Below are 20,340 nucleotides of genomic sequence, written 5' to 3' on the forward strand. Positions count from 1 at the left end.
CTCTTGGCTACCGGGGTGCGCGATTTTCCCGAACGGGTTCCACCCCGGCGGGATCGGGTCGCCGCATCCGCCGGAACACCCCCACGAGGACGACCATCACGAGCAGTTCCACGAGCGTCTGGGTGACCACGACGAGCGCAGCGAGGTGCAATGCGGGAGGAAGCGCGAGGGCCAGCGGAAGGACGACGAGCGAGTTGCGGGTGACGCCGCTGAAGACGACGGCGATGCGGCCGGGGCGGTCCAGCCCGGCGGCGCGTGCGAGCCCGGCCCCGATGGGCACCATCACGACGGCGTACGCCACGAACACCGGGACGATGGGCAGCAGTTCGGTGACGGCCTCGCCCACACGGGTGAGCTGGGAGGCGACCACCACGAGCAGGGTGAGCGCCATCAGCGGCACGAGACCACCCTGGACCACGCCCGCGGTGCGGCCGATCACGGCGGAGCGACGGCTCAGCAGCTGCGTGAGGACCGCCAGCGCCAAGGGAACCGCGACGACGAGCAGGAAGGCCTCGACCAACGGCCGGAGGTCGATGGCCGCGAGCGTGTGCTCCCCGCCCATGAGCCAGAGGTACGCCGGCAGCAGCAGCACCTGGCCGATCGTGAGCACCGGCGTCGCGGCGAGGAGCCGCTCGCGGTCGCCCCCGGCCATGCCGGAGAAGACGATGACGTAGTCGACGCACGGGGTGAGCAGGACCAGAAGCACCCCGAGCAGGAGGGCACTGTCCTGGGCGACGACGCGGCTGAGGCCGAACACGACGGCCGGCACGACGGCGAAGTTGAGCACCACGACCGTGGTGAGCAGGCGCCCGTCCCGGAACACCGCGGCCAGGCGCACGAACGGCACGGCCAGGAACGTGACGTACAGCAGGGCCGCGAGGGCGGGGGTGATCGCGTGCTCGAGCGGGCGGGCGACGGCGGGCAGGCCGAGCGCGAGTGCCGCGCCCACGGCGATGCCGGCCACGGCCAGCACCACCTGACGCGCGTCCATCCACTCGGTCAGGCGCGACATACGCCCATCCTGGGTCATGTCGCGCCGATGTCAGTGCTCGGGATCGGTGATCACGAGGGCGACGGATGCCGCGTCCTTGCGCCGACCGAGACGGAGGAGGCGGTACTTCATCCCGTACTTCGCCTTCAGCGCCGCGTCCAGCCGTTCGCGCGTCTCGGGACTCGCGTCCACCACGGCGTGCGCGGTGGCCGGCACCTCATCCGGCGCGACCCTGCCGCGCGCGTCGCAGCCGGCGAGCGACACGCGGGGCGTGTGCCGCAGTCGCTTGACCTTGCCGGACGCGCCGCCCGTGGTCACCAGCAGCCGGTCGCCGTCGCGCACCATCCACACCGGCGTGGCCACCGGCTCGCCGGTGCGGCGATACGTGGTGAGGGAGACGTACTCGTGGTCGGCCTTCTCGGCGAGCTCGTGGCGCATGCATCCAGCATCGCAGGGCGCGGCGCCGAGTCGTTCACCCACGGTTCAGCCGACGGTGGTCCACTGGGCGGGTGCGAGGTTCGACCGGCGAGGTGTTCCGCGCCTTCCTGAAGCTGGGGCTGACGTCGTTCGGCGGCCCCATCGCTCACCTGGGGTACTTCCGTGACGAGTTCGTCACGCGACGCCGGTGGCTCGACGACGCCCGATACGCCGATCTGGTCGCGCTGGGTCAGGTGCTCCCCGGCCCCACCTCGAGCCAGGTGGGATTCGCCCTCGGGATGGTGCGCGCCGGCGTGTGCGGCGCTCTCGCCGCGTTCGTCGCATTCACGCTGCCCTCCGCGGTGATCATGGTGGCCCTGGCTGCCGGCGCCGCGGTGCTGTCCGGTCCGATCGCCGCCGGCGTGGTGCACGGACTCACGATCGTCGCCGTGGCGGTCGTCGCCCAGGCGGTGTGGGGAATGGCACGCACCCTCACCCCCGATGCGCGGCGGGCCACGATCGCCGCGGGCGCGGTGCTGCTCGCCCTGTTCCCCGGCGGGCCGGCCGGGCAGCTTCTGGCGATCGCGCTGGGCGCTGCTGCGGGACTGGTGCTGTGCCGGGGGGTGCCCGGCTCCGCCCCCACGTCGCCGCCGCCGCCGATCCGGGTGTCACGCGCGGTGGGCGTGGCGTGCCTGGCGGCCTTCGCCGTTCTCGTGGTGGCGCTGCCGTTGCTCGTGCTGGCGACCGGGGCCGGCGGTCTCGCGCTGTTCGACGCGTTCTTCCGCGCCGGCTCCCTCGTCTTCGGCGGGGGCCATGTCGTCCTGCCCCTGCTGGAGGCGGCGGTCGTCGACAGCGGCTGGCTCGGCGCGGATGCCGTGCTCACCGGGTACGGCGCCGCCCAGGCACTGCCCGGGCCCCTGTTCACGTTCGCCGCCTACCTCGGAGCCCTCGTCGATGTCGGGCCCGGCGGCATCCTGGGTGCCGCTGTGGCGACGGTGGCCATCTTCCTTCCCGGGCTCCTGCTGCTGGTCGGGGTGCTGCCGTTCTGGGGCGCGGTGCGGCGGCGCACGTGGGCCGAGCCGCTGCTGCGCGGGGCCAATGCCGCCGTCGTGGGCATCCTCGGCGCAGCCCTGTACACGCCGCTGTTCACCACGGCCATCCGCGGCGCAGCCGACTTCGCGCTCGCCCTCGGATGCTTCGTGCTGCTGTCGGTGTGGCGTTGGCCGTCGTGGGCGGTGGTGCTGGTCGGGGCCGCCGGCGGAATCGCGCTCGCACTCGTCCCCTGACCGTCAGGGCACCGTCGTGCGCTTCTTGAGGCGCGCCGTCGCGAGGGCCACCGCCCCGAACGCGGCGGAGATCGCGCCCTCCAGGGGGGTCGCGCCCGCGGTGAGCAGGCCCGCCATGTGCGGATCCAGCAGTACCCACGCCGCGAACGCGAGACCGACGCCACCGACCGCCAGGAGAGCGCGGGAGAGGGCGGGGGCATCGCCCCGCCACACGGCAGCGGCCAGAAGGACCGCTCCGCCGGCGCGCAACGCGTCCAGCGGCGGATCGGAGCTGAGCAGCCCGAGAAGGATGGTCGCGCCGGGAAGGAGGCCGGCGAAGGCCGCCGCCCCCAGCAGCGCGGCCTGCGCCGCGGCGATGCGACCGGCGATCCTCCGGCGCAGCGCTTCGTGGCGTGCCGCGTCGGTCATCAGTCGATCCCCGCCGCCCGCGCACGGGCCACCGCGTCGGAGACGCCACCTCGGAACGGCTCGCCATGACCGGGGAGGACGACGTCCGCCCCCGTGGCGGCGAGCGCGTCCAGTGCCGCGAGGGCGGCGTCGGCATCGGCGGTCGCGGCGCGGGCGACGACCCGCGGCCCGGTCCTGCCGGTGTAGGGGTCGTAGGTGACCAGCGCGTCGCCGGAGAAGAGCAGGCCGCGGTCGGGAAGGTGGAATGCGCAGTGCCCGAAGGTGTGGCCGGCGGAGGCGACCGGGATCAGCCCGCCTCGCAGCGGATCCACCGCCCCCGGCCGCACGTCTCCCTGGGCGTCCACCCCGTGCACCCCGAGAGCCCCGGCGGCGACCATGCGCGCGAGCACCGGCAACGCCCCGGGGTACCGCACGGGGTACCCGAACCGTGGTCGCTCGTGGGCGTAACGGTACGGGTGCCGCGCGAGGGGGACGTCCTTGTCGTGCACGTGGAGCGGCACGTGGTGGTCGTGCCACAGCCGGTCGCACATGCCGACATGGTCGAAATGTCCGTGCGTGAGGTAGACCGCCGACAGATCGTCGGGGCTTCGCCCGATCGACGAGAGCGCTTGCCGAAGCAGCGGCCACGTGCGCGGCAGGCCCGCGTCCACCAGTACCGGACCGTCGTCCGCATCGACCAGATAGCAGTTCACCGCCGCGCGGCTGATGCGGAGCACTCCCTCCGCGACGGGAAAGACACCATCGGGGTTACGCGTCATGCGCAACACTGTGCGCGCAGAGGTGCCGCGGCGCGGACGGGGTTGCCACCGTCCACCAGCCCTGGTACTCCTCCGCACCCGCACCGTGTCAACCCTCTCCGGATGCCGAAGTCGTGCCCGCACCATGACGCCGGCACTGTGAAGGGGGGATGGCGATCGCCTGCGCTGCGCGCCGGGTTGTCGCCGCGACGCTCGCCGGCGCCGCGGCCCTGACGGGTCGGCGGGGCCGGCGGTGAGTCACGCGCCGATGTAGCCCTCCCGCTGGGTGGTCTCATCGGCGACCCGCACTCCCCAGCGGTAGGAGAGCTTGCCGCCCAGCCATCCGGAGAACCCGAGTATCAGCAGGGCGGCCACCGTGATCGCCAGCGCCCACGGGGAGATGTCGTCGCCGACAGCGAAGCGGATGACCAGTACCACCGCGAACAGCACGATCGCGCCCGCATTGAGCGCCGTGCAGCAGGGCCGTATGACGTGCGGGGGTGCCGCGCGGGATGCGCGAGAGATCCAGCAGGCCGAGGACGGCCGCTACGACCGCACCGGCGAGCCCTTCGCACTCCGCATCGCCGGGTAGGCCGTGTCGGGTGATGGTTTCATTCCTTGTGCACCGCGTCCTGGGCGCCGCCGGCAAGCTTCTCCGACTCCTGGAGCTTGCGCGCGTAGACCGCGTCCGGCTTGTCGGGCATGTCCTTGTGCTGCAGCTCTTGCCGATGGAAGTACATCGCGTGTCCTTTCCGCGTCGACGGGGATGTCTGCGCCGACGGGGATGACCGGCCGGCCGGCGCAGCAGACACGAAACGACGGATGCCGCCGGACTTCACGGGGGTTGCCTTGCGGGCCGCGTGCGTGCACAATCAGCGCGACCGCCGGGTCGCGGGTGTCGACGTCCGGGCGGTTGTCAAGGGCCCCCGCCACCCCCGGCCGGGGCGAGAAGGTGGAAGGGTCTTGTCCCTGCAGATCGGAGTGCCCGTGACCGTCGTCGATATGGCCCCTCCAGCCGTGGGTGTTCCGTTCTCTCCCCGTGGCCCGCTCAGCGACGCGGTCCTGCGCACGTTGACCGGTGGCGAAGGTCGGGGAGCCGATCACGTCTCCGCAGCAGCGGACGCTCTGGCCGGCGCGGACGACATCGCCCGCGATGACGACATCCAGCTGGCGCTGTTCGCGCTGTACGCCTCGGCCTACGGGTCGATCGACGGTTTCTCCCCCGATCTGGAGTGGGACCCGGAGCTGGTGCGGACGCGACGGATGCTCGAGCAGGCGTTCGAGGCCGAGCTGCGTGCGAATGCCCCGGTGCCCGAGCTTCCCGAGCCGACCGCCGACGCGGTGGCGCGGCTGCTGTTCGAGATGACCTCGGCCGACACGGGGCCGAGTCTGTCGCGACACATGTTCCGCAAGGCGACGCGCGAGCAGGCTCAGGAGTTCTTCATCCAGCGCTCGATCTACACGCTGCGGGAGGCCGACCCGCACTCGTGGGCCATTCCCCGCCTGCGGGGGCGCGCGAAGGCCGCCCTGGTCGAGATCCAGTCGGACGAGTACGGCGGAGGGCGGCCCGATCGCGTGCACGCCACGATGTTCGCCGCGTCGATGCGCGGTGCCGGGCTGGATGACACCTACGGCGCGTACGTCGACAGGGTGCCCGCCGTCACTCTGGCCTCGCACAACGCGATGTCGATGTTCGGGCTGAACCGGCGCCTGCTGGGAGCGATCGTGGGGCACCTCGCCGCGTTCGAGATGACCTCGTCGATCCCGAACAAGAAGTACGCCGACGGGCTGCGGCGCCTGGGTTACGGAGAAGACGTCACCGACTACTTCGACGAGCACGTCGAGGCCGACGCCGTGCATGAGCAGATCGCGGGCCGTGACATGGCCGGCGCGCTCGCCGAGGACCGCCCCGACCTGCTGCCCGACATCCTCTTCGGCGCGTCGGCCTGCCTGGTGGTGGACGGCTGGGCGGGCGAGCACATGCTGGAAGCATGGGAGCGGTCGGAATCCTCCCTGCGGGACCTGCCGTGACCGACGACCGCGTGACGATCACCGCCTACCCCGACGGCCCGCTCCTGCTCCGGGGCGACGTCGACCTGCGCACCGCCGACGGCCAACCCATCCCCCGCACGCGCCGCACCGTCGCGCTGTGCCGCTGCGGGCTGTCGGCGATCAAGCCGTTCTGCGACGGGACGCACAAGGCGGCGGGGTTCCGCACGGAGGACTGAGCGCCGTGCCGCGGCTCGCCGCCGAGTACGTGCTCCCGCTCAAGGGGAGCGACCAGGCGGGCGTGGCGGAGTTGAGCGCCTACCTGCACCGGTTGGCGCAGTGGATCGATGTCACTGTGGTCGACGGATCCGATCCCGACCTGTTCGCCGCCCACGCGGAGGCGTGGGGAGACGTCGTGCGCCATCTCCACATCGGGCTGCGTCAGGGCGCGAACGGGAAGGTGCGCGGGGTCCTCACGGGGGTCGCGGCGGCTCGGCACGAACGCATCGTGCTCGCCGACGACGACGTCCGCTATGACCGGGCGGCACTGGCGCGCCTCGTGGCAGCGCTCCAGGACGCCGAGCTGGTCAAGCCGCAGAACCATTTCGACCCCCTCCCGTGGCACGCCCGCTGGGACACCGGCCGGACGCTCATCAACCGCGCGCTGGGCGGGGACTATCCGGGCACCTACGCGGTGCGCCGCTCGGCGCTGGCGGCCACCGGCGGATACGACCCCGACGTGCTCTTCGAGAACCTGGAGATGGAGCGCACCATCCGCGCCGCCGGCGGGCGTGTGCGCGCCCTGCATGACCTGTATGTGGTGCGTCGCCCGCCCTCCACGCGCCATTTCCTCGGTCAGCGCGTGCGGCAGGCATATGACAGCCTCGCCCAGCCCGGGCGGCTGGTCGCCGAGCTCGCGATCCTCCCCGCCCTGCTGCTCGCCGGGCGGCGACCGGCAGCGCTGGTCACCCTCATCGGCGCCGCGATCGTCGTCGGCGAGGTGGGCCGGCGACGCCACGGCGGAGCGCGCATCTTCTCGCCCACGGCGGCGCTGTGGGCACCGGCATGGGTGGTGGAGCGCGGCGTCACCTCGTGGGCGGCCGTCGTGCTGTGCGCGCGCGGCGGTGTGCGCTACGCCGACCAGCGGCTCTCGCGCGCCGCGACCCCGCTTGGCGTCCTCCGCGCGCGCCATGCCGGCGCGGCGTCGTCGCCGACTCCGTCGGCGCAGTCATCCGCGGCGCCGGTGGCGGTCAGGGCTGCAGCACGACCTTGATGCAGCCGTCCGCCTTGCGCTGGAACGTCTCGTAGAGCCGGGGCGCCTCCTCCAGCGGCGCGCGGTGCGTCACCAGTTGCTCGGTGCCCAGCGGATCGGAGGGATCTTCCACCAGCGGCAGCAGATCGTCGATCCAGCGCTTGACGTTGCACTGCCCCATCCGCAGCGTCAGCTGCCTGTCGAACATCGTCTTCATCGGCAGGAGGTCGGCGTCGCCGGCGTAGACGCCGCTGATCGAGACCGTGCCGCCGCGGCGCGCCATGTCGATCGCCGAGTGCAACGCGGCCAGCCGGTCGACTCCCGCGCGCTTCATCAGGGGACGCGCGAGCGCGTCAGGCAACGCGCCTATGGCCTGGTGCGCGAGGTGCACACCGGGGCTGCCGTGGGCTTCCATGCCCACCGCATCGATCACGGCGTCGGCGCCGCGGCCTTCCGTCGCGTCGCGGACGCGCTGGAGGGCGTCGTCGTCGTCCCATGCCTCCACTCCGAACCGCGCCGCCATTTCACGCCGCTCGGGCACCGGATCGATCCCGATCACGCGGTGACCGCGGTGCACGCCGATGCGTGATGCGAACTGACCGACCGGACCCAGGCCGAGCACGACCAGCGTGCCGTTCTCGGGCAGGTTCGCGTACTCCACGCCCTGCCACGCCGTCGGCAGGATGTCGCTGAGGAAGAGGTACCGGTCATCGGGCAGTTCCTTGCCCACGAGCACCGTGTTGTATTCGGCCAGCGGCACCCGGAGCATCCCGGCCTGTCCGCCGGGGACCTGACCGTACAGCTTGGTGTAGCCGAACAGCGCCGCGCCCGACCCGTACTCGGTCACCTGCGTCGTCTCGCACTGGGATTGGAGGCCGGAGCGGCACATGAAGCAGTGCCCGCACGCGATGTTGAAGGGCACGACGACGCGATCACCGGGTGCGAGCGTCGTCACGTCGGAGCCGACTTCCTCCACGACGCCCATCGCCTCGTGCCCGAGGATGTCGCCCGGGTCCAGGAACGGGCCGAACAGTTCGTACAGGTGCAGGTCGGAGCCGCAGATGGCCGTCGATGTGATGCGCACGATCGCGTCCGTGGGCTGTTCGATCCGCGGATCGGGCGCGTCCCGAACCTCGACCTTGCGCTTGCCCTGCCATGTCAGTGCCCTCATGCCGTCTCGCCCCTTCGCTCGCGTCGTCCGCGGTCCGTCCTCGAGCCTGTCGGTGCCGCACGCCCGTCGAGAGGGGATTGACACCCCCGCGGGCCGTCACTACGGGCGACCTCCCGCGAGGCCTGCGAGCGCCGCATGCATTCATGGGAATACGTGTGCCGGTGCGGCGGTTGAGGGAGGCATGCAGCGATTCGGCACCCTCTCCTTCGGCCACTACGGACCCCTCGGCCGAGGTCGGGAGCTGACCGCCGGCGACATGCTCCACCAGGCGGTCGACCTCGCGCAGGGGATGGACGATCTGGGCGTCAACGGCACGTACTTCCGCGTCCATCACTTCGCCCGCCAGCAGTCCTCGCCGATGCCGCTACTGGCGGCCATCGCCGCACGCACACGGAATATCGAGGTCGGCACGGGCGTCATCGACATGCGCTACGAGAATCCCCTCTACCTCGCCGAAGAGGCCGCCGCACTCGATCTGCTCAGCGACGGCCGCCTGGCGCTCGGGGTCAGCCGCGGCTCACCCGAGACCGTCGTGCGCGGCTACGAGGCGTTCGGTTACACCGGCGCGCAGGACCCGCGCGGCGCCGACCTCGCACGCGAGCACTTCGACCTGTTCCTCCGTGCCATCGAGGGCGAAGGCCTCGCGGACGGCGACCCCTCCAGCCCGTTCGGTGGCGCCGTGGGCCGGCAGCGAGTCGAACCGCACTCTCCCGGTTTGCGCTCGCGCGTGTGGTGGGGTGCCGGCAATCGCGACACCGCCGCCTGGGCGGGGCGGATGGGCGTGAACCTGATGTCGTCGACCCTCCTCACCGAGGCGGACGGGCGCGAGTTCGACCTGCTGCAGGCCGATCAGATCGACGGCTTCCGCGCCGCGTGGCGGGAGGCGGGGCACCCCGGAACGCCCCGAGTGTCGGTCAGCCGGTCGATCTTCCCCATCACGACGACCGAAGACGCGCTGTACTTCGGCCGAGCCGGCGAGGGGGGCGGCATCGGCATGATCGACGGGTTCCAGGCGACCTTCGGCAAGACCTACGCCGCCGCGCCGGACGTGCTCGTCGAACAGCTGCAGCAGGACGCCGCGATCGCCGCGGCCGACACCCTCATGCTCACGATCCCCAGCCAGCTCGGTGTCGAGTTCAACCTCCGCGTGGTCGAGTCGTTCGCGAAGCATGTTGCTCCTGCGCTCGGCTGGACGCCGAACTCCGATGGACCCGTTCAGGGCGCTGCGATTTAGGCGTTGCCGGACGCGTTCACGGCCGAGCGGCGCTCAGCGGGTAGCGGGTCCCGGGAGTACCTGAGTCGCCCCTTCGTCACAGCGATGGCGAGGCACGCAAGACCAAGTGCCGCGGGCCAGTTCGATGAGACCGGCGCGCCTTCGAAGGTGCCCGCGGCGAAGAGCGCCCAGTTGACACTGTTGTGACCGAGGATCACGAGAAGTATCGAACCGCGAGACCCGTTGGCGAGCCAGGACAGCACAACGGACAAGCTGACGACGAGAACGAGATACGCGAGAAACTGGCTGGGATCCTGTCGCGCGGTATCCCACTCGCTCGTCAAGAACAGTGGCGCATGCCAGAGACAGTGGATGACTCCAAGAACAAGGGCCGCGATCAAGGGGTGCAGCCGCTGCTGGAGTCTGGGAAGAGCGAAGCCCCTCCAGCCGGGCTCTTCTTGAAGTGGTCCGCCGAGAATGTAGACGAAATAGGTGCTTGCCAAGAGAATCACGGTCGTCATCCCGGCGTCTTCGACGGCGAATGCGAAGCCAGGCACGAGGAGATACCCGAGTCCTGCGGCTATCGGGATGAAGACAAGCGCGAGCATCCACCAGAAAGGCCGACCACGCAGTTGGAAGATGCGGCGTTGGAACCGGCGAAGGCCCTCGCGGCCCTCCGTCGCCCGCACGATTATGAACGCCGCCGCGAATGGACCCGCGAACAACCCGAGCTGGTTGATGCCTGCGACTGCAGCAAACGGCAATTCGAATGGCAGAAGCCCGATACCGCTCCGGGAGAGCCACCACGGGCTCCAGCCGATCCATGAGCCGAGAAAGGCCAGAACAAAGAACGAGACGAGGGGGTGCCGTCTGAGCATTGCGATGTGAGTCTCTTTCAGTAGTCGGGATTCTGGACACAAGGCTCTCCCGACCAGCCGAACGAGAAGTCACCCACACGCACACTATCGGCGGTCTGATCGTCGGGCCCAATGTAAAAAATTCTTGACAGGGAGGTCGCGGCATCCAATACTGAGCGTGTCAAACATTCTTGACACCCGGAGGAGGGTGACGTGGTCTATCAAGAACGCAACACGTGGTCGCAGCTCATCATCACGCTCGTGGCGATGACGGTTTACGTCATCGTGATCCTGCACGCGGCCGGCGGTGGACCGCTCGCCGACGTGCACTGGTGGCCGATCATGCTCTGGACGATCCTCGGCAGCATCGTCGGCTCGATCGTCCTCAGCATCGTGTGGGGCATGATCGCCGGTGTGCGCGACCCCGACGGCGTGGGCGCGGCAGACCTGCGCGACCGCGACATCGCCCGCCTCGGATCCCGTGTCGGTCAAGCCTTCATGGTCATCGCCGGACTGGGCGTGATCGCGCTGTGCGCGCTCGAGGTGTCCTGGTTCTGGATCGCGAACACCATGTTCTTCGGGTTCGCGCTGTCGGCTTTCATCGGCGGCATCGCGCAGGTCGTCGCCTACCGCCGGGGACTGGTCTGATGGTCAAGCCCACGAAGGTGGTCAACGACATCCGAGCCCTGCGCGAAGCCGCGGGACTCACCCAGGCCGAGCTCGCCCGCCGCATCGGCGTGACGCGGCAGACCCTCATCGCCATCGAGCAGGGCAAGTACTCGCCCACTCTGGAGCTGGCCTTCCAGATCGCCCGCGTATTCGGGACCCCCCTGGACGCGGTGTTCCGCTACCCCGAGGAGGAGACCTCATGACCACGCACGCCACAGCCGCGCCCCCCACCATGACCGCGTGGGCACAGCACCGCTACGGCGATGCCGAAGCCGTCGCGCCCGAAGAGGTGCCGGTCCCCTCTCCGGGTCCCGACGACGTGCTGGTGCGCGTCCATGCGACCGCGCTGAACTCCGCCGACGCCCGGGTCATGCGAGGAGACCCGCTGATCCTGCGCCTGGCATTCGGGTTGCGCCGCCCGCGGACCGCGGTGCAGGGCCGCGACATCGCCGGCACGGTCGTCCGGGCAGGCGCCGCCGTCACGACGCTGCAGGTGGGCGACGCGGTGCTGGGCGAGACCACCGGCGGCGGGCTCGCACCCTTCGTCGCAGTCCCCGCCGCGCGGCTCGTCCTCCGCCCCGAGGGCCTGGACGACCTCGTCGCGGCCACGCTGCCGATGGCCGGCGGCACGGCGTGGCAGGCGCTCGCGCTCGCCGGGCTCGAAGGCGACGCTGCCCGCGGGGCGCGCGTGCTGATCGTGGGCGCCGGCGGCGGGGTGGGGCACTTCACCGTTCAGCTGGCGGCGCTCCGCGGAGCCCAAGTCACCGCGCTGGCTGGCCCCCGTGCGCTTCCCGTGGTCACGGCGCTGGGCGCGACGACCGGGCTCGAGCACCGGCGCACCGACCTGTCGCAGCTCACTGCGGCATCCTTCGACGCCGTCGTCGTCATCGCCGGCGATCATCCGCTGCGGCAGCTGCGTCGCCTCGTCGTTCCCGGCGGCACCGTGGTTCTCGTCAGTGGCGGCAGCCGCCCCGTGACCGGCCCGCTGGCGGTGATCCTTCGCGCCATGGTGCTGTCGGTGTTCGGGTCGCGGCGCCTGCGGCCGCTCGCAGCGACGGCGAAGCCGGAGATCACCGCGGAACTGGCACGCCTGGCGGCCGCGGGCGACATCACCCCGCACATCGAGCGCGTGTGGCCGCAGACGCAGGCCCGTGCCGCGCTGGCGCACATCGACGCGGCGCACACGGTGGGCAAGCTGGTCGTGCGCGGCCTCTGAGGGCAGCCCGCCCGGCGTGGAGTTCAACCTGTGCGTGGCCGAATCGTTCGCCAAGTACGTCGTACCTTCGCCGGGGTTGGAAGCCGAATGTCGGAGGTACGTTCTAACCTCTTCCCATGAGCACAGATGCCACCCACTCGGCGGACGACGCCGACGAGGGGCTCGAGGCGCTCTGGGAGGACAACCCCGAGCCGGCCGGCGTGCTGGATCCGCTGGACCTCGTGACCGAGGTGTCGACGATGATGGCGGTGTTCGCGGCGCAGCGGTTCGAACGGGTCGAGGCGATGCATCGAGCAGCGCTCACCGAGGTGACCACTTTCCGCGGCGCCGGCCCGGAGATCATCGAGCGTTCGCTGCGCCTGGAGCTTGCGGCGGCGCTTCAGATGACCGAGCATGCCGCAGACCGGCTCCTGATCACCGCCGAGGGGCTCGTCGCCCGCTACCCCTCGATGCTTGCCTCGCTGCACGGGGCGCGAACGACCGAGCGTCACGCAGAGGTGTTCGTCGAACTCGTCGACACCGTCGAGCCGGCGCTCCGCGAGCAGGTGATTCCTCTCGCGGTCGAGCTGGCCGAGGCGCACCCGCTCGGCGCCTTTCGCCGCCTGCTGCGCAAGCTGGTGGAGATGGTCCGGGCGGCGACGCTCGAGGAACGCCACCGCGACGCGATCGCGCAGCGCCGAGTCGTCATCGAGCCGGCCGCCGACGGCATGGCGTGGCTCCTCGTTCACCTGCCGGCTGTGGAAGCCCACGCCGTCCACGACCGTGTCACCGCCATCGCCAAGGTGCTGGCGGCAGAAGAGGGTGAAACGCGCACTCTCGACCAGCTCCGCGCCGATGCCGTAGCCGATCTGCTCGTCGATGGGGTCGTCCGGGAGTACCCCACCGCCGCCCGTGGGATCCGCGCGACAGTCGCCGTCACCGTCCCGGCGATGGCGCTCCTCAATGACGAACTGGCCGGACAGAGCGAGCCGGCCGTCGTGGAGGGGGTCGGTCCGATCCCGATCGAGCGGGCACGGGAGCTGTGCGGCACGGCCGACAGCTGGATGCGGATCCTCACCCACCCCGAGACCGGGACGGTCCTCTCGGTGGGTCGCAGGAAGTACCGCCCGCCCGCCCCGCTTCGGCGCCTGGTCCGCTGGCGAGCCGATCGATGTATGGGCCCGGGGTGCGCGATGCCTGCCGCCCGATGTCAGATCGACCATCAGGTCGCGTGGGAAGACGGCGGACGAACAGAGCTTTCCAACCTCGCCCCGCTGTGCCAGGGCCATCACACCATCAAGCATCACGGCGGGTGGGTGGTGCGACAGCTCGCCGGCGGCGCGATCGAGTGGATCTCGCCCCTCGGCCGACGCTACGTCGAACAGCCCGAGCGACGGGTCCCGGTCTTCCGCGCCGCGTGAGACCTACCCCGTTCCAGCGCGACCGCCGGAGCCCGGGACGGTATGGGCTGCCCGCTCGGACATCAATAGCGTCGATGTCCCGTATACGCAAATCACTCTGACCCATATCGCAGGGCCGCTCATACGATGGCGACGAGGCACCCCCTCACCCCGCCCGACGACATCAAGGATGATGACCCTGGACAGCGACGCGACCGTGCGCACGCACGAGATGACGACCCTCGCTCCCGCGCTGACGATCAGCGACGTCGGGATCGGATTCCGGGGTGTTCGCGCTCTGGATGACGTGAGCTTCGACATCCCTCGCGGAGGAACCAGCGCGGTCATCGGTCCCAACGGCGCCGGCAAGACCACCCTCTTCAACTGCATCAGCGGCATCTACCGCCACGAGGGCGAGATCGCCCTGGCGGGACGCCCGATGAGGGACATGCCCGCCCAGGCGCGCGCGGTCGCCGGCATCGCCCGCACGTTCCAGACGCCCACCCTTCTGCCCGACCTCAACGTCTTCGAGAACGTGCTGCTCGGAGCGCACGGCGGAATGCGGGCGGGGATGTGGGCGGCCGCCCTGAGGATCGGCCGGGCGAGCCGCGAAGAGCGCGCCGTGCGGCTGGACGCGTGGGAGCTGATGGGCCCGCTCGGCCTCCAGCCGCTGGCCCTGGCCCCCGTGAGCAGCCTGGCCCACGCGGATCGTCGACGCGTCGAGATCGCCCGCGCGCTCCTGTCGCGCCCCCAGCTCCTGCTGCTGGACGAACCGGCCGCCGGCCTCAGCGCCGACGAGGCCGACGAGCTGCTCGGATTCATCGCGGAGTTCGGCGCCCACTCCGACATGACGAGCCTGCTCGTCGAGCACGACGTGGGGCTGGTCATGCGCGTCGCCCGATTCGTCGCGGTCCTCGATGCCGGGCGGCTGCTGGCCTCCGGAGACCCGGCGACCGTGTCGGCCGATCCGCTCGTGATCGCCGCCTACCTGGGTGCCGATGCACCCGCCGACGGGGAGCTGCCATGACCATGCTCATCGCCGAAGACCTGTGCGCCCGTTATGGCGGCGTGCAGGTGCTCCACGGCGTCGACCTGGCGATCGCGGAAGGCGAGATCGTGGCGCTTCTGGGCGCGAACGGCGCGGGCAAGACGACGCTGCTGCGGGCCCTGTCGCGTCAGGTCGCATCCTCCGGCGCGATCACGCTCGCGGGAACCCGCATCGACGGGCTGTCCACCGCACGGGTCGCGCGCCTGGGCCTCGGCCATGTCCCCGAGGGCCGCGGCACGTTCACCGAACTCACCGTCGAGGAGAACCTGCGCCTGGGCGCTCTCGCCCGCCCGCGGAACCTGCGCGCGCGCACGACCTCCGACCTGGAGCTGATCGCCGAGACGTTCCCCGTCCTGCACGAGATGCGGGCCCGCCAGGCCGGCGCGCTCTCGGGCGGCCAGGCGCAGATGCTCGCCGTCGCACGGGCCCTTCTCGCACGCCCTCGGCTGCTCCTGGTGGACGAACCGTCGCTGGGTCTTGCACCGCTGACGACGCTGGAGCTGTTCAACCGCTTCCAGTCGCTGCGCGACGCATGGTCGCTGACCATCCTGCTCGCCGAGCAGAACGCCCGCCTGTCCCTCCGGATCGCCGACCGGGCGATCGTCCTCTCCCGCGGCCGCGTCGCGCTGGAAGGACCGGCCACCGAGCTGCAGGACCACGACGCCCTGCGCGCCGCCTACCTCGGCGACGCGCACTCCCCGGCTGCGACCTCCTCGCCCGAAGGGGCACTCGATGACTGAGTTCTTCCAGATCCTGCTCGACGGCCTCACGACCGGAACGGTGTACGCGGCGCTCGCACTCGCCTTGAGCGTGGTGTTCCAGGGCACCGGGATGCTGAATTTCGCCCAGGGCGAGCTGGCCGTCGTCGCCGCCTTCATCGCGTACACGGTGCTGCTGGGCGGGATCCCGCCGTGGCTGGCGATCCTCATCGCCGTCGCCGCATCCGCGGTGATCGGGGCGCTCCTGCACGTCGTCGTCGTCCGCTGGGTCGACACCCGCAACGAAGGCGTCCTGATGGCGATGGGCGTCGCACTGCTGCTGGGCATCAGCGCCTTGGCGAGCATCATCTGGGGCACCGACCCCCGCAGCTTCCCGAGCCCCTTCGGGTCGGGCATCATCCAGTTCGCCGGCCTGCGGCTGACGTACCAGCAGGCAGGCGGTGCGCTGCTGGTGATCGTGGCGATGGCCCTGACCGCGCTGCTGTTCCAGAAGACGCCCATCGGACTGCGCCTGCGCGCCGTCGCGCAGAACGCACCGTCTGCGGCACTGCTCGGGCTCTCCGCACCGGTGTGGCTGGCCCTGGGCTGGGCGGTCGCCGGTGCCGTCGGGGCCGTGGCCGGAGTGGTGGCCGCACCGACGCTGGGGCTGTCGCCCCAGATGATGAACTTCCCCCTGCTCATGGCGCTGTCCGCCGCGACCCTCGGCGGCCTCACCAGCCGCGTCGGGGCAGTCGTGGGGGGCCTGCTGATCGGAGTGGTCACCGCGTTCGCGGGCCGCTACATCCCGTTCCTGGGCGGCGACCTCAACATCGTCGTCGCCTTCGTCCTGATCGTGATCGTCCTTCTGATCAAACCCGGCGGGCTCTTCGGAAGAGAACGGATGGTGCGCGCGTGACCCCTCCCGTCCCCTACCCGCTCGAGCGGCCGTGGTTCCGCACGCCGCGCGGGCTGGGCACCCTCGCCCTCCTGCTCATCGGCGTGTGCGTCCCGTTCCTGGTGAGCGACTACGACCTCTTCAACGCCACGCGCGTACTCGCGATCGCCCTCGGCGTAGCCGGACTGAACCTCCTCGTGGGCTTCTCCGGACAGATCAGCGTGGGGCACGGCGCGATCCTCGGCATCGGCGGCTACACGACGATGCTCATGATGCTGAACCTCGATGCACCGTGGCCCGTCGCTCTCGCCGGCAGCGTCGCCGTGGGACTGCTCGTCGGAGTCGTCATCGGGATCCCCGCGCTCAAGCTCGGCGGCCTCAACCTCGGCCTGTTCACGATCGCGATCGCCGCCGTCTTCCCGCTGCTGATGAACAGATTCAGCGATTTCACCGGCGGAACCGTCGGGCTGGCGCTGCCCACCTCCCCTTTCACCGCGCAGGCCGGCCTGACGTCCGCTCAGCTGGGCTATCTCTTCGCGCTGGCCTCGCTCGCCGGCACGCTGGGACTGCTGCGCAACATCACGACCGGGCGCTTCGGCCGCGCCTACGCCGCGGTGCGCACGAATCGCATCCTCGCGATGGCCAACGGGGTGCGCGTCCCACAGCTCAAGCTCATCGCGTTCGTGGTCAGCGCCGCCGTGGCCAGTCTGGCCGGCGGCATCCTGGTCCTCGTCCTCACGGTGGCAACCCCCGACAGCTACCTCCTGACGTTCTCGCTGATCCTGCTCATGGCCACCACCGTGGGGGGTAACCGGTCATGGATCGGCGCCATCGTCGGGGCCGCGATCGTGGTGTATCTCCCCGATTTCGCCAGCGACGTCCTGCCCGGCCAAGCTTCCGGCCAGTTCGCTCAGCTCATCTTCGCGGTGCTGCTGGGTGTGTGCCTGATCTTCGCGCCGGGGGGTCTGGCCGGCTGGAGCTCAACGCTCGCGCGGCGGATCGGTGGCCTCACCGTCCGCCGCGCACCCGCCACCGCCGGCGGCGCCCGCTCCGCCCCCGTGCGCACCGAACCGAGACCCGAATCACCACCCGCACTCACACGAAAGGAAGCGAATCGCTGATGAAGATGTCACGACGAACTCGCCCCACCCTCATCGCCGTCACCGCGGCGACCGCCGTCGCGCTGCTGCTCGGGGGGTGCACCGGCCGGCAGGCCGCGACCGAGCCCGACGAGGGAGCAGCCGACGACAGCCCGATCGTCATCGGCGCCAGCTGGCCGCAGAGCGGACCGCTGGCTGCAGCGGCCGCGGGCCTGCACGGCTTCCAGGCGTACATCGAGGCGACGAACGCCGAGGGCGGCATCGACGGCCGGCAGATCGAGCTCGTCACCGCCGACGACGGATACGACCCCGCCCGCCTCGCCGACAACCAGCGCAGCTTCGTCGAGAAGGACGGCGCGATCGCGGTGGTCAACTTCGGCGGCATCGCCGTCCCCGGCCGCCCCTACCTCAACGACAAGAAGGTCGCGCAGATCGCCCTTGCCGGCCAGACCCCCCTCAGCGACGTCGAGAACTTCCCGTACACGCGCGCCTTCTGGCCCGATGTCGCATGGGAGGGCGAGCTCCACGCGCAATGGCTGAAGGAGAACGCCCCCGACGCGGTCGTCGGGTTCATCGGCTTCAACAACGACCTGAGCGAGAGCCACATCGCCGGCCTGGAAGCCGGCGGCGTCACTCCGGCACAGGTGGCGACGGTCCCGCCCGGCACGGCCGACCTCAGCGCGCAGGTCAGCCAGTTCCAGGCGGCGGGGGTGAACACGGTCATCATCAACATCGGCGCTCCGACGATCGGTGCGGTCACGGCGTACATGGACGAGATCGGCTACGAGCCGACGCTCCTGCTCGCCGGCAACATGGCCGACTTCGTCACCGTCGTCGACCCGGCCGGCGCGGAAGCCGTCCGCGACGCGTACGCGTTCCACTGGGGCAAGGATCCGGCCGACCCGAAGAACGAGGAGGACGAGGCCACACAGGCCTTCGTCGCCGCGATGACCGAGCACGGCTATGAGAAGGACATCCGTCAGGCGCTGGCGTTCAACGGGTACGGTCTGGGCGCGGCGCTGGTCGAAGCACTGAAAGCGGCGCCCGAGCTCACAGCCGACGGACTCCTGGAGGCGTGGGACTCGATGGAGGACACCGCCAACCCGTACCTGCAGGACGGCATGACCCTCGACGCCGGCTTCGGCGGGCGCCTGATCTTCCAGGTGCAGCTGACCCAGTTCGACGGCACGAGCTGGCAGCCGCAGGGCGAGCTGATCGACCTGCGGGAACTGGGCATCGTCGAGTAGGCCGCGACGTTCACGCCTTGAAGTCGTCGGGGTCGACCTCGTCGAGGAAGCGACGGAGTTCGTCCACCTCCTCCTCCTCGTCCACCTGGTCGGGAAGGTCGGTCACCGCCTCGGGGACGCCCGCCTCAGCGAACACCGGGTCGGCGACCCAGATCGGTGCGTCCGTCCGCGAGGCGAGGGCGATGGCGTCGGAGGGGCGCGCGTCGATCACGCGCAGCCCGTGCGGGGTGACGAGGGAGACCTCCGCGTAGAAGGTGCCGCCGTCCACGCGGGTCACGTCGACCCGTTCGACGGAGCCCTCGAGCGCGTCGACCAGTCTCACCATGAGGTCGTGAGCGAGCGGGCGGGGCGGCACCACCCCTTCCACGGCGACGAGGATCGCCGTCGCCTCCTGGGCTCCGATCCACACCGGGAGCACCGTGCCGGCGAGGGCGGACGGACCCACCGGCTTGAGCAGGATGACGTGCTGCTGCGCGGAGTCCAGTGCGACCCCTGCCACGCGTACGCGGACCATGCCGCCCTCCCCTGCCGTCGGTGGGATGCCCCTCAGCCTACGGCGGGCCGCCGCATCCGTCACCGGGACCCGGCGGTGGTCAGGACCCGCCGCTGTCGGCCTTCGCCCCGCCCGCCTCGAGCACGTCGCCGGCGGGCAGCTCCTGGTGGCCGCCGAACTGCATCCGCATGGCCGAGAGCACCTGGTTGGCGAAGTGGTCCTCGCCCCGCGAGGCGAACCTCCCGAACAGCGACGCCGCCAGCACGGGAGCCGGCACACCCACATCCACCGCGGCCTTGACCGTCCAGCGCCCCTCGCCCGAGTCCGAGACCCGGCCGGCGAGGCCCTCGAGCGTCGGATTGGCCTGGAGGGCGGCCGCGGCCAGATCCAGCAGCCAGGAGGAGATGACCGATCCGCGCCGCCACAGCTCGGTGACCTTCGGGGTGTCGATGTCGAACTGGTAGAACTCCGGCTCCTCCAGCGGCGCGACCTCGGCGGAGTGCGTCGTCTCGCGCAGGCCGGCATCGGCGTTGTCGAGGATGTTGAGACCCTCTGCGATGGCGGCCATGACGCCGTACTCGATGCCGTTGTGCACCATCTTCACGAAGTGACCGGCGCCCGACGGGCCGCAGTGCAGGTAGCCCTGTTCCTCCGGGGCGACCTCCCCGCTGCGTCCGTGCGTGCGCGGGATGTCACCGGTGCCGGGCGAGATCGTCTGCAGGACCGGCTCGATGTGGGCGAAGGCCTCGTCCGGGCCGCCGACCATGAGGCAGAAGCCGCGCTCGAGACCGAACACCCCGCCGCTGGTGCCGACGTCGACGTAGTGGATGCCGCGTTCCTTGAGTGCGGCGGCGCGGCGGACGTCGTCGCGATAGTTGGAGTTGCCGCCGTCGATGATGATGTCGCCCGGCTCCAGGACCGCGGCGACTTCTTCCACCACCCGACCGGTGAGCCCTGCCGGGATCATGAGCCAGACCGTGCGCGGCGCGGTCATCTTCGCGGCGAGGTCGGCGAAGTCCCCCGCGCCCACGGCTCCCTCCCCCTCCAGGGTCGCCACCGCATCCGGGTTGACGTCGTACACGATGCACTCGTGCCCGTCGCGCATCAGGCGGCGCACGATGTTCGCGCCCATCCGTCCCAGTCCCACCATGGCCAGCTGCATATCGTGCTCCTCCGAGGCTCGCGCGGAGCCTGGCGGCTCCTGCCGCGAGTCTAGGCACCCCTGAGGCGCCCTGGACCGGCGAGACACCACCACCCCCGTCCCGTGCAGGCCA

Annotated in this window: 25 protein-coding genes; 15 read left to right on the forward strand and 10 right to left on the reverse strand. The window is 71.0% G+C overall.

Features of this window, described 5'->3' with window-relative positions:
• Positions 1-7: 7 nt before the first annotated feature.
• Together F6J85_RS13145 and F6J85_RS13150 are read right to left on the reverse strand one after the other, a co-directional pair.
• Positions 8-1,012 carry an arsenic resistance protein gene (locus F6J85_RS13145; RefSeq protein ID WP_150925620.1) on the reverse strand — a complete coding sequence of 335 codons (1,005 nt, stop codon included), beginning with the start codon at positions 1,010-1,012 and terminating at the stop codon, positions 8-10.
• Positions 1,013-1,042: 30 nt separating this feature from the next.
• Positions 1,043-1,429, reverse strand: a complete 387-nt coding sequence (locus tag F6J85_RS13150) for a PPOX class F420-dependent oxidoreductase (RefSeq protein WP_150920702.1) — start codon at positions 1,427-1,429, stop codon at positions 1,043-1,045.
• A gap of 71 nt (positions 1,430-1,500) precedes the next feature.
• Between F6J85_RS13150 and chrA the strand changes: the two genes are divergently transcribed.
• Complete coding sequence (gene chrA / locus F6J85_RS13155) at positions 1,501-2,694, forward strand: chromate efflux transporter (protein ID WP_150925622.1); 1,194 nt, start codon at positions 1,501-1,503, stop codon at positions 2,692-2,694.
• A 3-nt stretch (positions 2,695-2,697) separates the two neighbouring features.
• Here chrA and F6J85_RS13160 read toward each other — a convergent pair whose 3' ends face one another.
• The 3 genes from F6J85_RS13160 to F6J85_RS13170 form a co-directional block, all read right to left on the reverse strand.
• Positions 2,698-3,102, reverse strand: coding sequence for a hypothetical protein (locus tag F6J85_RS13160; RefSeq protein ID WP_150925624.1), 405 nt, complete (start codon positions 3,100-3,102; stop codon positions 2,698-2,700).
• On the reverse strand, positions 3,102-3,860 hold the full coding sequence (locus F6J85_RS13165) for an MBL fold metallo-hydrolase (protein ID WP_150925626.1): 759 nt from the start codon (positions 3,858-3,860) through the stop codon (positions 3,102-3,104). Before F6J85_RS13165 ends, F6J85_RS13160 begins: the two co-directional genes overlap by 1 nt.
• A 237-nt stretch (positions 3,861-4,097) precedes the next feature.
• Positions 4,098-4,277, reverse strand: a complete 180-nt coding sequence (locus F6J85_RS13170; RefSeq protein ID WP_191906608.1) for a DUF2231 domain-containing protein — start codon at positions 4,275-4,277, stop codon at positions 4,098-4,100.
• Between F6J85_RS13170 and F6J85_RS17730 the strand changes: the two genes are divergently transcribed.
• Entirely contained in the window at positions 4,264-4,431 is a 168-nt protein-coding gene (locus tag F6J85_RS17730) for a hypothetical protein (RefSeq protein WP_191906609.1), read from the forward strand. The two genes, F6J85_RS13170 and F6J85_RS17730, sit on opposite strands and share 14 nt — an antisense overlap.
• 19 nt (positions 4,432-4,450) lie before the next feature.
• On the opposite strand, the gene F6J85_RS18035 is transcribed toward F6J85_RS17730, so the two are convergent.
• On the reverse strand, positions 4,451-4,678 hold the full coding sequence (locus F6J85_RS18035) for a hypothetical protein (protein ID WP_150925631.1): 228 nt from the start codon (positions 4,676-4,678) through the stop codon (positions 4,451-4,453).
• 163 nt (positions 4,679-4,841) lie between these two features.
• On the opposite strand from F6J85_RS18035, the gene F6J85_RS13180 reads away from it, so the two are divergent.
• The 3 genes from F6J85_RS13180 to F6J85_RS13190 are packed head-to-tail and all read left to right on the forward strand — an operon-like array spanning position 4,842 to position 7,101.
• Positions 4,842-5,870, forward strand: a complete 1,029-nt coding sequence (locus F6J85_RS13180; protein WP_150927437.1) for an iron-containing redox enzyme family protein — start codon at positions 4,842-4,844, stop codon at positions 5,868-5,870.
• The gene (locus tag F6J85_RS13185; RefSeq protein ID WP_238706960.1) at positions 5,867-6,067 is read left to right on the forward strand and encodes a CDGSH iron-sulfur domain-containing protein; all 201 of its coding nucleotides are present in this window, start codon (positions 5,867-5,869) and stop codon (positions 6,065-6,067) included. Before F6J85_RS13180 ends, F6J85_RS13185 begins: the two co-directional genes overlap by 4 nt.
• Positions 6,068-6,072: 5 nt before the next feature.
• Entirely contained in the window at positions 6,073-7,101 is a 1,029-nt protein-coding gene (locus F6J85_RS13190; RefSeq protein WP_150925634.1) for a glycosyltransferase family 2 protein, read from the forward strand.
• Here F6J85_RS13190 and F6J85_RS13195 read toward each other — a convergent pair.
• Positions 7,079-8,251 (reverse strand): zinc-dependent alcohol dehydrogenase, encoded by a 1,173-nt coding sequence (locus tag F6J85_RS13195; protein ID WP_150925636.1) that lies wholly within the window; start codon positions 8,249-8,251, stop codon positions 7,079-7,081. The two genes, F6J85_RS13190 and F6J85_RS13195, sit on opposite strands and share 23 nt — an antisense overlap.
• Positions 8,252-8,432: 181 nt before the next feature.
• Here F6J85_RS13195 and F6J85_RS13200 point away from each other — a divergent pair, with 181 nt between their 5' ends.
• Positions 8,433-9,485, forward strand: coding sequence for an LLM class flavin-dependent oxidoreductase (locus tag F6J85_RS13200; protein WP_150925638.1), 1,053 nt, complete (start codon positions 8,433-8,435; stop codon positions 9,483-9,485).
• On the opposite strand, the gene F6J85_RS13205 is transcribed toward F6J85_RS13200, so the two are convergent.
• A complete protein-coding gene (locus tag F6J85_RS13205; RefSeq protein ID WP_150925639.1) occupies positions 9,482-10,342 on the reverse strand; it encodes a type II CAAX endopeptidase family protein in 861 nt (286 codons plus the stop codon). The two genes, F6J85_RS13200 and F6J85_RS13205, sit on opposite strands and share 4 nt — an antisense overlap.
• Positions 10,343-10,534: 192 nt before the next feature.
• Between F6J85_RS13205 and F6J85_RS13210 the strand changes: the two genes are divergently transcribed.
• From F6J85_RS13210 to F6J85_RS13250, 9 genes are all read left to right on the forward strand, one after another.
• A complete protein-coding gene (locus F6J85_RS13210) occupies positions 10,535-10,969 on the forward strand; it encodes a hypothetical protein (RefSeq protein WP_150925641.1) in 435 nt (144 codons plus the stop codon).
• Positions 10,969-11,193 carry a helix-turn-helix transcriptional regulator gene (locus F6J85_RS13215; RefSeq protein WP_150920754.1) on the forward strand — a complete coding sequence of 75 codons (225 nt, stop codon included), beginning with the start codon at positions 10,969-10,971 and terminating at the stop codon, positions 11,191-11,193. The genes F6J85_RS13210 and F6J85_RS13215 overlap by 1 nt, the downstream gene beginning before the upstream one ends.
• A complete protein-coding gene (locus F6J85_RS13220; RefSeq protein ID WP_150925643.1) occupies positions 11,190-12,206 on the forward strand; it encodes an NAD(P)-dependent alcohol dehydrogenase in 1,017 nt (338 codons plus the stop codon). Before F6J85_RS13215 ends, F6J85_RS13220 begins: the two co-directional genes overlap by 4 nt.
• A gap of 116 nt (positions 12,207-12,322) precedes the next feature.
• On the forward strand, positions 12,323-13,606 hold the full coding sequence (locus F6J85_RS13225; RefSeq protein ID WP_150925645.1) for an HNH endonuclease signature motif containing protein: 1,284 nt from the start codon (positions 12,323-12,325) through the stop codon (positions 13,604-13,606).
• 172 nt (positions 13,607-13,778) lie between these two features.
• Complete coding sequence (locus F6J85_RS13230) at positions 13,779-14,612, forward strand: ABC transporter ATP-binding protein (protein WP_191906610.1); 834 nt, start codon at positions 13,779-13,781, stop codon at positions 14,610-14,612.
• The gene (locus F6J85_RS13235; RefSeq protein WP_150925649.1) at positions 14,609-15,373 is read left to right on the forward strand and encodes an ABC transporter ATP-binding protein; all 765 of its coding nucleotides are present in this window, start codon (positions 14,609-14,611) and stop codon (positions 15,371-15,373) included. The genes F6J85_RS13230 and F6J85_RS13235 overlap by 4 nt, the downstream gene beginning before the upstream one ends.
• On the forward strand, positions 15,366-16,247 hold the full coding sequence (locus F6J85_RS13240) for a branched-chain amino acid ABC transporter permease (RefSeq protein WP_135068380.1): 882 nt from the start codon (positions 15,366-15,368) through the stop codon (positions 16,245-16,247). The genes F6J85_RS13235 and F6J85_RS13240 overlap by 8 nt, the downstream gene beginning before the upstream one ends.
• Positions 16,244-17,347: a branched-chain amino acid ABC transporter permease gene (locus F6J85_RS13245; RefSeq protein WP_150925651.1), complete on the forward strand. Its 1,104-nt coding sequence runs from the start codon at positions 16,244-16,246 to the stop codon at positions 17,345-17,347. The genes F6J85_RS13240 and F6J85_RS13245 overlap by 4 nt, the downstream gene beginning before the upstream one ends.
• On the forward strand, positions 17,347-18,573 hold the full coding sequence (locus F6J85_RS13250) for an ABC transporter substrate-binding protein (RefSeq protein WP_150925653.1): 1,227 nt from the start codon (positions 17,347-17,349) through the stop codon (positions 18,571-18,573). Before F6J85_RS13245 ends, F6J85_RS13250 begins: the two co-directional genes overlap by 1 nt.
• A 10-nt stretch (positions 18,574-18,583) precedes the next feature.
• On the opposite strand, the gene F6J85_RS13255 is transcribed toward F6J85_RS13250, so the two are convergent.
• Together F6J85_RS13255 and gnd are read right to left on the reverse strand one after the other, a co-directional pair.
• Entirely contained in the window at positions 18,584-19,087 is a 504-nt protein-coding gene (locus tag F6J85_RS13255; protein WP_150925655.1) for a bifunctional nuclease family protein, read from the reverse strand.
• A gap of 79 nt (positions 19,088-19,166) precedes the next feature.
• Positions 19,167-20,228 carry a phosphogluconate dehydrogenase (NAD(+)-dependent, decarboxylating) gene (gene gnd, locus F6J85_RS13260; RefSeq protein WP_150920750.1) on the reverse strand — a complete coding sequence of 354 codons (1,062 nt, stop codon included), beginning with the start codon at positions 20,226-20,228 and terminating at the stop codon, positions 19,167-19,169.
• Positions 20,229-20,340: the final 112 nt, after the last annotated feature.

It is taken from the genome of Microbacterium lushaniae, from assembly GCF_008727775.1.
In the GTDB taxonomy this organism is placed as follows: Bacteria; Actinomycetota; Actinomycetes; order Actinomycetales; family Microbacteriaceae; genus Microbacterium; species Microbacterium lushaniae.

What these genes read in the sequence shown, in the direction of transcription:
- F6J85_RS13145 (WP_150925620.1), bottom strand. Translation starts at nt 1,012, where the DNA reads ATGTCGCGCCTGACCGAGTGGATGGACGCGCGTCAGGTGGTGCTGGCC.
- F6J85_RS13150 (WP_150920702.1), bottom strand. Translation starts at nt 1,429, where the DNA reads ATGCGCCACGAGCTCGCCGAGAAGGCCGACCACGAGTACGTCTCCCTC.
- F6J85_RS13160 (WP_150925624.1), bottom strand. Translation starts at nt 3,102, where the DNA reads ATGACCGACGCGGCACGCCACGAAGCGCTGCGCCGGAGGATCGCCGGT.
- F6J85_RS13165 (WP_150925626.1), bottom strand. Translation starts at nt 3,860, where the DNA reads ATGACGCGTAACCCCGATGGTGTCTTTCCCGTCGCGGAGGGAGTGCTC.
- F6J85_RS17730 (WP_191906609.1), top strand. Translation starts at nt 4,264, where the DNA reads ATGACCAGTACCACCGCGAACAGCACGATCGCGCCCGCATTGAGCGCC.
- F6J85_RS13180 (WP_150927437.1), top strand. Translation starts at nt 4,842, where the DNA reads ATGGCCCCTCCAGCCGTGGGTGTTCCGTTCTCTCCCCGTGGCCCGCTC.
- F6J85_RS13195 (WP_150925636.1), bottom strand. Translation starts at nt 8,251, where the DNA reads ATGAGGGCACTGACATGGCAGGGCAAGCGCAAGGTCGAGGTTCGGGAC.
- F6J85_RS13200 (WP_150925638.1), top strand. Translation starts at nt 8,433, where the DNA reads ATGCAGCGATTCGGCACCCTCTCCTTCGGCCACTACGGACCCCTCGGC.
- F6J85_RS13205 (WP_150925639.1), bottom strand. Translation starts at nt 10,342, where the DNA reads ATGCTCAGACGGCACCCCCTCGTCTCGTTCTTTGTTCTGGCCTTTCTC.
- F6J85_RS13215 (WP_150920754.1), top strand. Translation starts at nt 10,969, where the DNA reads ATGGTCAAGCCCACGAAGGTGGTCAACGACATCCGAGCCCTGCGCGAA.
- F6J85_RS13220 (WP_150925643.1), top strand. Translation starts at nt 11,190, where the DNA reads ATGACCACGCACGCCACAGCCGCGCCCCCCACCATGACCGCGTGGGCA.
- F6J85_RS13225 (WP_150925645.1), top strand. Translation starts at nt 12,323, where the DNA reads ATGAGCACAGATGCCACCCACTCGGCGGACGACGCCGACGAGGGGCTC.
- F6J85_RS13230 (WP_191906610.1), top strand. Translation starts at nt 13,779, where the DNA reads ATGACCCTGGACAGCGACGCGACCGTGCGCACGCACGAGATGACGACC.
- F6J85_RS13235 (WP_150925649.1), top strand. Translation starts at nt 14,609, where the DNA reads ATGACCATGCTCATCGCCGAAGACCTGTGCGCCCGTTATGGCGGCGTG.
- F6J85_RS13240 (WP_135068380.1), top strand. Translation starts at nt 15,366, where the DNA reads ATGACTGAGTTCTTCCAGATCCTGCTCGACGGCCTCACGACCGGAACG.
- F6J85_RS13250 (WP_150925653.1), top strand. Translation starts at nt 17,347, where the DNA reads ATGAAGATGTCACGACGAACTCGCCCCACCCTCATCGCCGTCACCGCG.
- F6J85_RS13255 (WP_150925655.1), bottom strand. Translation starts at nt 19,087, where the DNA reads ATGGTCCGCGTACGCGTGGCAGGGGTCGCACTGGACTCCGCGCAGCAG.
- gnd (WP_150920750.1), bottom strand. Translation starts at nt 20,228, where the DNA reads ATGCAGCTGGCCATGGTGGGACTGGGACGGATGGGCGCGAACATCGTG.